The sequence below is a fragment of the Tabrizicola sp. genome (assembly GCF_030694085.1).
Classification (GTDB): Bacteria; Pseudomonadota; Alphaproteobacteria; order Rhodobacterales; family Rhodobacteraceae; genus Tabrizicola.
In genome coordinates this window covers 98077-108707 of sequence record NZ_JAUXZE010000005.1, presented here as the reverse complement: position 1 = coordinate 108707, position 10631 = coordinate 98077, and the positions used below count along the sequence as shown (strand labels likewise).

Genomic DNA, 10631 nt, shown 5'->3' with positions numbered 1-10631 from the left:
GGAGACGATGTTTTCGCTGGCGATCAGCTCGATCTCGTGGCGCTGGCGGCCAAGTTCCTGAGTGACCGCGCCGAAAAGCTCGGGATCGCGCGAGGACAGGGGTTCGGTGAAAAAGCCGGTGTCGCGGTGGGAAGCGTTCATCGTTCTGCCCTCATGCATGGAGTTTGCGGCTATGTAGAGCAGTCGCGGTCACCGGGAAAGGCAGGAAAGCGACGTGTTCCGGGACCGGGGCGAAATAAAGCGACGTGGCGGAAACCGGTGCCGCCAAAAGGAAACCCCGGTGCGGGCTTGAGTTTGCGGGGTGACCCGGCCAAGACTGGCGCAAAGGGGACCCCCAGACATGACACAGCGGATCCGGTTCACGGCCTCGAAGGCTCCGGCGGCGGCGGCGGCGTTTCAGGCGCTGACGGCGGCCTATGGGCAGGCGGATGGGCGGCGGGCCGAGGTGATCGTGGCCTTGGGTGGCGACGGGTTCATGCTGCAGACCCTGCATGCGGCGCATGGGCAGCGGCTGCCGGTCTATGGGATGAACTGCGGCACCATCGGTTTTCTGATGAACGCCTATGCGCTGGAGGACCTGCCCGCGCGGCTGGCGGCGGCGGAAGAAACGCTGATCAACCCACTGGTGATGCGGGCGGAGAATGCCAAGGGAAAGGTGACCGAGGCTTCGGCGATCAACGAGGTCTCGTTGCTGCGCCAGGGGCCGCAAGCGGCGAAGCTGCGGGTCAGCATCGATGGGCGGGTGCGGATGGAGGAGCTGGTCTGCGACGGGGCGCTGGTGGCGACGCCTGCGGGGTCGACGGCCTACAACTATTCGGCCCACGGCCCGATTCTGCCCATCGGGTCGGACGTGCTGGCGCTGACGGCGATGTCGGCCTTCCGTCCGCGGCGCTGGCGGGGGGCGCTGCTGCCGCGGTCGGCGGTGGTGCGGTTCGACGTGATCGAAGCGGAGAAGCGGCCGGTGATGGCGGATGCGGACAGCCGGTCCTCGGTGCGCGATGTGACCAGCGTCGAGGTGCGGTCGGACCAGTCGGTGAGCCACAGGTTGCTGTTCGACCCCGGGCATGGTCTTGAGGAGCGGCTGATCGGCGAGCAGTTCGTCTGACGGGCAGCTCCTCGTGCGACTGCGTCTTCTCGTCGCTATGGCAGCGACGCGTGACGAAGGCATCGAGGAGCGGTCAGCTGGCGCGGGCGTTCCACGCCTCGATCTTGCGGTAAAGAGTGGAGGGCGAGACGTCCAGCACCCGCGCGGCCTTGGGGATCGACCCGCCATGCAGCGCAAGGGTCGCTTCGATCAGCCGGCGCTCGGCTTCGGCGAGCGGCAGACCCAGAAGGCTGTCGGACGTGAAGGCCTCGGGCGTGGCAAGGGCCAGGGGCTGCGGATCGGCCGGGCGGCTTTCGTCGGCAAGGCCGGGGGGCAGCATGTCGGGCGTGACCCAGCCGCCGGCGTTCAGGACAACGACGTTGCGCATGACGTTCAGCAACTGGCGGACGTTGCCGGGCCAGGGGAGCGAGAGCATCAAGTTGCGCACCACAGGGTCGAGACCGTGGAACTCGCGCCCCTCTTCCTGGGCAAAGCGAGACAGGGCGGCTTCGGCGATTTCCAGGATGTCCTGGCCGCGGTCGCGCAGGGGAGGCATGTGGATCGGCACGACGTAGAGGCGGTAGTACAGGTCTTCGCGGAAGTGGCCGCGGCGGACGGCGTCGAGTGGATCGCGATTGGTTGCGCAGACGATGCGGACATTGACCTTGCGGGGACGCGTTGCGCCGACGGGCTGGACGGTGGAGGTCTGCAGAAAGCGCAGGAGCTTGGTTTGCAAGGCCGGGGCCATTTCGCAGATCTCGTCCAGGAACAGCGTCCCGCCGTCCGCTGCCGTGGCCGCGCCCTGCTTGTCGGAAATCGCGCCGGTGAAGCTGCCCTTCATATGGCCGAAGACTTCCGATTCCAGCAGATCCTGCGGGATGGCCCCGCAGTTCAGCGCGATGAACGGGCCTGCGGCGCGATTGGAATTGGCGTGGACGGCCAGCGCGCAAAGCTCTTTCCCGGTTCCGCTTTCGCCGGTGATGAAGACGGTGGCCATCGAGCGCGCGACGGAATTGATCGTGCCGTGGATGCGGTTCATCGCCTCGGACGAACCGATGAAGCCCGACCCGTCGGCGATCTGGCTTGCGTCCCGGCTGCGGGTGGCCGAGGCGCTGGGATCGGCGGGTTTCACCGCGTCGCGCGGGCCAGCCTCGGACAGCGCATTCTGCACGGCGGACAAGAGCCGCCCCTCGTCGAAGGGTTTGACCAGGAAGTCATGCGCCCCGGCCCGCATCGCCTCGACCGCGCGGTTGACCGAGCCGTTGGCAGTGATGGCGATGACGCGTGTTTCGGGCTGGATCGACTGGATTTCCTGCATCACCTCCAGCCCGTCGCGGTCGGGCAGCATCAGGTCCAAGAGCACGACCATCGGCCGGTGGGTGCGGAACTGGTCGAGCCCCTCGGCAGCGGTGGCGGCGACGGCGACGCGGTGGCCAGAGGTGGCAAGGATCGACCGATAGACCATCTGCAGCGACAGCGTGTCCTCGACCAGAAGAACGGCGGGGCGCGAGAGTGGGGCGGAAGACTTCATTCGGCACTCCCGGTCGGGACGCGGGTGGCGCTGATCAGGCGGATCAGGGCGGAAAGCTCGGCCTCCAGCGGCGGCATCAGGGCGACCAGGGCGTCGCGGTTCTGGGCATGGGCGAGGGCGTTCAGGTTTTCCGACATCGCCTGAAGCGAGAGCGCGCCCACCGACCCGGAAAGCGAGATCAGCACATGGCTGCCTTCGCGCAGGCGCTTCCAGTCGGCGGTCCGGGCCCCCGTGGCAAGGGTCTCCTGAGTGGTGGTCAGGTCTTCGGTCAGGCGGGCCAGCAGCTCGGGGCCAAGGGAAGGGCCGGTGATTTGCAGAAGATGGGCCAGCCGGGTCGGGTCGAAATCGGTAATGCCAAGGGCGACGGTTTCGCGGGGCTGCGCAAGGCGATTGGCGGCTTCCTCGATCAGGGCGAGGTCGGCCTGATCGTCGGACGTGGTCAGGTGCGGATGCAACGCCTGGATTGCCTGGCGCAAGGCGACAAGGGCCCCGGCGCGGGGGTCCGCTGTGGTCGAATCGGGACGGGTCATGCGGTGCAGGCTGACAGCAATCTTTGCATAATGCAAAGATTGCCTCAGCGCGCGCGGCCTGTCCAGTGTCGCGTCAGCCCTTGGCGAGGCCGAGGCTTTGCAGCGCCGTGGTAATCTCGTCCAGGATGGCCGGATCGTCGATGGTGGCGGGCATCTTCCAGGGTTGGCCGTCGGCGATCTTGACCATCGTGCCGCGCAGGATCTTGCCCGAGCGGGTTTTCGGCAGGCGGTCCACCACGACGGCGCGCTTGAAATCCGCCACGGGGCCGATCTGGTCGCGGACCAGCTTGACACATTCCTTGACCACCTCGTCATGCGGGCGGTTCGACCCTTTGTTGAGACAGAGGAATCCCAGCGGCGACTGGCCCTTCAGGTCGTCGGCCACGCCGATCACGGCACATTCGGCGACGTCCTTGTGGGCGGCCAGAACCTCCTCCATCGCGCCGGTGGACAGGCGGTGGCCGGCCACGTTGATGACGTCATCGGTTCGAGCCATGATGTAGAGGTAGCCGTCGGCGTCGATATAGCCCGCGTCGCCGGTCTCGTAGTAGCCGGGGAAGTGGTTGAGGTAGCTTTTGCGGAAGCGATCCTCGGCGTTCCACAGCGTCGGCAGTGTGCCGGGGGGCAGGGGCAGCTTGATCGCGATGGCGCCAAGGGTGCCAGGGCTGACCGGGTGGCCGCCTTCGTCGAGGACCTGCACATCGAAGCCGGGCATCGGCACGGAAGGCGAGCCGATCTTGACCGGCAGGTGTTCGATCCCCAGCGGGTTCGCGGCGATGGCATAGCCGGTTTCGGTCTGCCACCAGTGGTCGATGACCGGGACTTTCAGGTGGTTCTGCGCCCAGTGGATCGTGTCGGGGTCGGCACGTTCTCCGGCCAGGTAGAGCGCCTGGAGTGTGGGAAGTTTCGGCACCAGCTTGCCGTCCGGGTCGTCGCGCTTGATGGCGCGAAGGGCGGTCGGGGCGGTGAAGAAGCTGCGCACCTTGTGTTCGTTGATCACGCGCCAGAAGGCGGCGGCGTCGGGGGTGCCGACGGGTTTGCCTTCGTAGACGACAGTGGTGCAGCCCGCGATGAGAGGGGCGTAGCAGATGTAGCTGTGGCCGACGACCCAGCCCACGTCACTGGCGGCCCAGAACACGTCGCCCGCGCCGCAGTTGTAGATCGCGCGCATGGTCCAGTTGAGCGCGACGAGGTGCCCGGCGGTGGGACGGACGACACCCTTGGGCGCGCCGGTGGTGCCGGAGGTATAGAGGATATAGGCCGGGTGGTTGCCCTCGACCGGGGTGCAGTCGACGGGTTCCACGCCATACTGGAACTCGTGCCAGGCGTGGTCGCGGCCTTCGGTCAGCTTGGCGACCTCCTGCTCACGCTGGAAGATCACGCAGAAGTCGGGCTTGTGGGTCGCCTGCTCGATGGCGCTATCGAGGAGCGGTTTGTAGTGGACGACACGGGAGGGTTCGATCCCGCAGCTTGCCGCGATGATCGCCTTCGGCGCGCAGTCGTCGATGCGGACGGCGAGTTCGTGCGCCGCGAAGCCGCCGAAGACGACGGAGTGGATCGCGCCAAGGCGGGCACAGGCGAGCATCGCCTCCAGCGCCTCGGGGACCATCGGCATGTAGATGATGACGCGGTCGCCCTTGCAGATGCCCTTGGCCTTGAGCGCCCCGGCGAGGCGGGAGACGCGGTCCTGCAGTTCGGCATAGGTGATGACGTGTTTGGTGCCGGTGACGGGGCTGTCGTGGATGATGGCGGGCTGCTTGCCGCGACCGGCGATGACGTGGCGGTCGACGGCGTTCCAGCAGGTGTTGACCTGGGCGTCGGTGAACCATTCGTAGAGCGGCGCGCGGCTGTCATCCAGCGCCTTCGAGGGCCTTTTCACCCAGTCGATTCCCCCGGCGGCGGAAAGCCAGAACCCATCGGGATCCTGCTGCCACTGACCGTAGACCTGTGCGTAGCTCATCGCGATCTCCCCCCGCTGATGCTCTGACGCGGTGGTATGCGAAGGGATGCCCTTCGCGCAACGGTGTTACCGGTAGCGCGATGCGACAAATTTGCAGAATTCTTGGTGCAGACCGTGGATAGTTTGCAAAGTAGGCGGATTCCAAATCCTGCCCAGTATGTAGCGATAAGCTTTGCAAAGTCGACGCTTGGTAGCGCCAACCAATTAGCCGATATTCATGCTCACAAACCAGTCAACCAAGCTAACCATTTTGCGCAACGATTCCTCTAAGGTTTCGACGTGGAAAGTCGATGTCGGTCGTAGCTCAGCTACGGGCAACGAAACGGAGATGCCCTTGCCGCCGGAGAACGACGATACGAGCGAGTCGCTCGCGCGCTTTCCCGTCAACAGTGCGGCTTCCTCCGGGGTCGCACCGAGCACAATCAAATCTACAAGCCCGGTCCCTGTCCGGACAGAAGTCCAACAGCGGTGGCGTATCTTGCACCGCTGCGGCAATGCAGGGTGCAGGATGGGTTCAACCCAGGAGTCGCCGTCGTAATAGGCTGTCTTGAGGACAGGGAACAAAAGGGGGACTTTGTTACGTGACGCCCAGTCGTTTGCAGTCTCAAGATAGGCAGTCTTGAATGCCAACACCCTCGAGTCAGGCAGCTTCACACCTGATGTCCGGTGCTTTTGCAGCGCACGATTTATGATGGCACGACGCCAGCCTAACCGGCCTGGGTCGGCAGACTCCAGAAGTCCTGACAGCTCCTCCAAGGCAAGATGCGCGTCATATCCATCCCGGTCTCCGCGCCATGCTTGCGGCGCAACAACAACGCAGAGGACCTGATCCCAGCCATCGTCCTTCAGCATCGCTGCATATTCGCGATACCGTTCCGCTTGCCTTGCGGCGGGCGAGGCGGTGATCTTGTCTTCAATCAGCAGGGCCACACGACGATCATCACGCTCTAGCTCAACTAACAAATCACCGAAGCCGTTCCCTCCGAGGCTGGGCTCTGCAACGACTCTGCGCACCGATCCTAGATCGGAATCAAGCTGACAGGCAGCCAAGAATCTGATGATGAAGCCGGGATCGCATGCAAACTCCTCCGCTAGAAGGTGGTCGAGTTCGACTTCTTGCGACGATTTTCGCGGAGGGTCTGCAGATATCATATGCTAGCCATAGTGCGCCACGGGGGTCCCCGCGATGGCGGACATGTTCAGCAACCCGCGAGCGGTGATCGCTGGGGTGACGACGTGGGCCTTGTTGCCCATGCCCATCAGGATCGGGCCGACCTCCAGCCCGCCGGCCTTGACCTTCAGGATGTTGCGGACGCCCGAAGCGACTTCACTGGAGGCGAAGACCAGCACGTTCGCCGCGCCTTCGTAGCGGCTTCCCGGCAAAAGGCGGTCGCGGATCGACTGGTCGAGGGCGGCGTCAATGTTCATCTCGCCCTCATAGGCAAAGTCGGGTTCGCGCTGGTCCAGCATCTCCAGCGCGTCGCGCATCCGGCGGGCGCTGGCAGTGTCCATGTTGCCGAACTGCGACTGGGTGCAAAGCGCAATCTTCGGGGCAAGACCGAAGCGGCGGACGTGGCGGGCGGCGCCAATGACCGTCTCCATGATCTGCTGCGGGCTTGGTTCAGGGTGGACATGGGTGTCGGCGATGAAGAGGGGGCCGTCCTCCAGGATCATGAGGCTGAGCGCCGCGACGGGGTGCCGGCCGCTGCGGGCAAGGATCTGGCGGACGTAGCCGAGGTGCCAGTTGAACTGGCCGAAGGTGCCGCAGATCATGCTGTCGGCTTCCTCGCGGTGGACCATGATCGCGGCGATGGCGGTGGTATTCGTCCGCATCACCGCGCGGGCGGTGTCGGGGGTGACGCCGCGGCGGGCCATCAGTTCGTGATAGGTGCCCCAGTAGTCGCGGTAGCGGTGGTCGTTCTCCGGGTTCACCAGATGAAAGTCGCGGCCCGGGCGGATCGGCAGACCGAAACGCTCGCAGCGAGCCTCGACAACCTCGGGGCGGCCGATCAGGATGGGCTGGTCGTTGGTTTCCTCCAGCATTGCGTTGGCAGCGCGGAGGACACGTTCATCTTCGCCTTCGGCAAAGACGATCCGGCGTGCGGCCATCTTCGAGGCTTCGAAAACCGGGCGCATGAGAAGGGCGGACTTGAAGACCGATCCGTCAAGGCCCCGCTTGTAGGCGTCAAGGTCGTCGAGCGGCCTGGTGGCGACGCCGGTCTCCATTGCGGCCTTGGCGACGGCACTGGCGACAACGCCGATCAGGCGGGGATCGAAGGGTTTCGGGATCAGGTAGTCGGGGCCGAAGCTGAGGGTCTCGCCCCGGTAGGCGGCGGCGGCTTCGGCTGACGTGGTTGCACGGGCAAGGGCGGCGATGCCTTCGATGCAGGCAATCTCCATCGCGTCGTTGATCGTGGTCGCGCCGACGTCGAGGGCACCCCGGAAGATGAAGGGGAAGCAGAGGACGTTGTTGACCTGGTTCGGGAAGTCCGAGCGGCCCGTGGCGATGATCGCGCCGGGGGCGACCTTGCGGGCGTCGTCGGGCAGGATTTCCGGCGTGGGGTTGGCGAGGGCGAAAATGATCGGGTTAGGCGCCATCGTCTGCACCATCGCGGGCGTCAGGACGCCGGGGCCGGAAAGGCCGAGGAAAAGATCGGCCCCGGTGATGACGTCTGCAAGGGTGGCGGGCCTATGCCCTTGCGCAAAGGCCGCTTTCTGCTGAGTCATCTGTTCGGCCCGGCCGTGGTAGACAAGGCCCTCAAGGTCGCAGAGCCAGACGTTCTCGCGCCGGACGCCCAGCTTCACCAGCATTTCCAGGCAGGCGATGCCGGCCGCGCCCCCGCCAGTGGAAACGACCTTTATCGTGTCGAAGGACTTGCCCGCGACGATCATCGCATTGGTGGCGGCGGCCCCGACCACGATGGCGGTGCCGTGCTGGTCGTCGTGGAAAACGGGGATGTTCATCCGCTCACGGCACAGCTTTTCGACGATGAAGCAGTCGGGGGCCTTGATATCCTCAAGATTAACCGCGCCGAAGGTGGGTTCCAGCGCGCAGACGATGTCGGCCAGTTTGACTGGATCGGCTTCGTTCACCTCGATGTCGAAACAGTCGATGTTGGCGAATTTCTTGAAGAGGACGGCCTTGCCCTCCATCACCGGTTTCGAGGCAAGCGCACCGATGTTGCCAAGGCCCAGAACGGCAGTACCGTTCGAGATCACGGCGACGAGGTTGCCTTTGGACGTGTAGCGGGAAGCGGTCGCGGGGTCGGCCTTGATTTCCAGGCAGGCTTCGGCAACACCGGGGGAATAGGCGCGGGCAAGGTCGCGGCCGTTGGCAAGCGGTTTCGTGGCGCGGATCTCGAGTTTTCCGGGCTTTGGAAACTCGTGATAGTCCAGCGCCGCCTGCCGTGCCGCCTGCTTCGCCTCGTCCTGCCGGTCGTCCATAAGTCCCCTCCTGAAGATGGTTTAACGTTGAACCATCCGTTCCGAAGCCGGTTGTATCGGTGCCGGCCCGGCCTTTCAGCGCCACCATGCCTGCATTTGCGGCCTATGGAAATCAGTGAAATCCCGCAAGGGCTTTTCGGCTTTGCAAGCAAGTGCCGGCCCCTGGTTCAATAAAAGTATACCGAAACTGCCATAATCATGGGAAGAATGGCTAATTTCCTGGACTTTTTGTCTGGGTGGTATACTCTTTTTGCGATGTCCCGCACCAGCCACCGCTCCCGGATTCACGAGGCACTGCGCCTGCGCCTTCTGCGCGGCGAGGTTGGGCCGGATGTGCGGCTTGTGGACCATGCCATCGCCGCAGAGATGGGCGTCAGCCGGATGCCGGTGCGTGAGGCGCTGATGCAGCTCGTCTCCGAAGGCTATCTGGAAGGCACCAGCCGGGGCTTCGCGCTGCCGAACCTGTCGCCCGAGCGGATTGCAGAGGTCTTTGTCCTGCGGCGGCTTTTGGAGCCACATGCGGTGGTCTGTGTCGCCCGCGATCGGACGGTGAATGACCTGCTCGCCATGCGTGATGCGCTGGCGCTGGCCGAGAGTGCGAAAGGAGATGTTGCCGCCTTCCATCGGGGGGCCGAGGCCTTCCGCAATGCCTGGCTTGGGGCGGTGCGGAACAATGAGCTGCGCAATGCCATCCAGCGCTATTCGGGCCAGGTGCAATCGGTGCGCTTTGCGACACTGCCGGACCCGGCGGCGCGGAAGATCATTGTCGATGGTCTGAAGGCTCTGCTTCAGGCCGTCGAAGCGCAGGATGGCCCTCACGCCCATGATCTGATGCTGCGTTTCATCTACGACGCAGAAACTGCCTATGCCCAGATTGCCTGAAGGAGAGACCATGACCCAGGAGACCCGCGCCGAGATCCGGCTGCCCACGCAAGAGCTGCGGGAAGATTTGCCGTTTTATACCAAGACGCTTGGCTTTCGGCTGGACATGATCTTTCCTGCCGACAACCCCTCGGTCGCCGTGCTGTCCGGGCATGGGGTGCGGCTGCGGATCGAGAAGGGGGCAAGCGAGGCACCGGGGACGCTGCGCATCCTGACTGACGATCCGGGATTTGCGGGGGGGGCGAAGTCGCTGACAGCACCCAACGGGACGAAGGTGGAGGTGGATGAGCTGAACCCTCCGGTCGTAACGCCCGCGACGGAACATGCCTTTGTGGTGCGCAGGCTGGCGGACCAGGCGCCCTGGGTGATCGGGCGGGCGGGGATGGAGTATCGCGACCTGATCCCGACGCGGTTGGGCGGGGCGATGATCGCGAGCCATATCCGGGTGCCGGACGGGCCGGTGCCGGACATGGTGCATTTCCACAAGGTGGGCTTCCAGCTGATCTTCTGCGTCGCGGGTTGGGTGGATGTCCTTTATGAAGATCAAGGCGGTATCCGGCGCATCCATGCCGGGGACTGCTTCATCCAGCCGCCGGGCATCCGCCACAAGGTGCTGCATTCGGAAGGCGTGCAAGTGGTCGAGATCGGGGTGCCCGCCGAGCATGTGACCGAGATCGACCATGAGATGACGCTGCCCACCCCGCATTTCCGGCCGGATCGGGAATGGGACGGGCAGAAATTCGTGCATGACATCGGGAAGGACGGCGTGTTCAAGCCGTTCCGCATCCCGGGTTTCGAGGCGCGGGATACGACGATCATGGCGGCGACGAAGGGCGTGGCTTCGGTGATGGTCGCACGGCCAGCGGGCACGGCTCCCTGGACGGTGCACGAGGGCGATATCCTGTTCACCTTCGTCATGTCCGGCGGAATGACGCTGGAGGGCGAGGGCAAGGACCCCTACCGCCTGTCGCCCGGCGATGCCTTCGTGATCCCCCCAGGCCTGGCGACGCGGTATTCTGACGCGACACCTGACCTGGAACTGCTGGAGGTGACGTTGCCGGGCAATCCGGTGACGCGGGTGGTTCCCAGATAGCGCCTCCTCGTGCGACTTCGTCTTCTCGTCGGGAGGCCCTGCGAGGAGGCGACGAAGTAGCACGACGAGCACACCCGGCTTGCGGAAATCTGCGGGCGGCATCACAC

The 10631-nt window shown here is 64.8% G+C and carries 8 protein-coding genes and 1 pseudogene; 3 read left to right on the top strand and 6 right to left on the bottom strand.

Translation table 11 applies throughout. The annotated features are described in order from the left end of the window. A pseudogene (gene glyA / locus Q8M85_RS00855) lies at positions 1-141 on the bottom strand (serine hydroxymethyltransferase); the annotation flags it as partial. Positions 142-340: 199 nt separating this feature from the next. Here glyA and Q8M85_RS00850 point away from each other — a divergent pair. Continuing rightward, positions 341-1105, top strand: coding sequence for an NAD kinase (locus Q8M85_RS00850; RefSeq protein WP_305539113.1), 765 nt, complete (start codon positions 341-343; stop codon positions 1103-1105). A 73-nt stretch (positions 1106-1178) separates the two neighbouring features. Here the strand turns inward: Q8M85_RS00850 and Q8M85_RS00845 are convergent, their stop codons facing one another. The 5 genes from Q8M85_RS00845 to Q8M85_RS00825 all read right to left on the bottom strand — a co-directional run bounded on the left by Q8M85_RS00845 (position 1179) and on the right by Q8M85_RS00825 (position 8549). Next, a complete protein-coding gene (locus Q8M85_RS00845; RefSeq protein ID WP_305539111.1) occupies positions 1179-2615 on the bottom strand; it encodes a sigma-54 dependent transcriptional regulator in 1437 nt (478 codons plus the stop codon). Continuing rightward, positions 2612-3145, bottom strand: a complete 534-nt coding sequence (locus Q8M85_RS00840; protein WP_305539110.1) for a hypothetical protein — start codon at positions 3143-3145, stop codon at positions 2612-2614. The genes Q8M85_RS00845 and Q8M85_RS00840 overlap by 4 nt, the downstream gene beginning before the upstream one ends. Positions 3146-3218: 73 nt before the next feature. Beyond that, on the bottom strand, positions 3219-5105 hold the full coding sequence (locus Q8M85_RS00835) for a propionyl-CoA synthetase (protein WP_305539108.1): 1887 nt from the start codon (positions 5103-5105) through the stop codon (positions 3219-3221). Between the two features lie 204 nt (positions 5106-5309). Further along, positions 5310-6257: a hypothetical protein gene (locus Q8M85_RS00830; RefSeq protein WP_305539106.1), complete on the bottom strand. Its 948-nt coding sequence runs from the start codon at positions 6255-6257 to the stop codon at positions 5310-5312. A 3-nt stretch (positions 6258-6260) separates the two neighbouring features. After that, positions 6261-8549 (bottom strand): NADP-dependent malic enzyme, encoded by a 2289-nt coding sequence (locus tag Q8M85_RS00825; protein ID WP_305539104.1) that lies wholly within the window; start codon positions 8547-8549, stop codon positions 6261-6263. Between the two features lie 255 nt (positions 8550-8804). Here Q8M85_RS00825 and Q8M85_RS00820 point away from each other — a divergent pair, with 255 nt between their 5' ends. Both Q8M85_RS00820 and Q8M85_RS00815 read left to right on the top strand, forming a co-directional pair. After that, on the top strand, positions 8805-9431 hold the full coding sequence (locus tag Q8M85_RS00820) for a GntR family transcriptional regulator (RefSeq protein WP_305539102.1): 627 nt from the start codon (positions 8805-8807) through the stop codon (positions 9429-9431). Between the two features lie 10 nt (positions 9432-9441). Further along, positions 9442-10524 (top strand): cupin domain-containing protein, encoded by a 1083-nt coding sequence (locus Q8M85_RS00815; protein ID WP_305539100.1) that lies wholly within the window; start codon positions 9442-9444, stop codon positions 10522-10524. Positions 10525-10631: the final 107 nt, after the last annotated feature.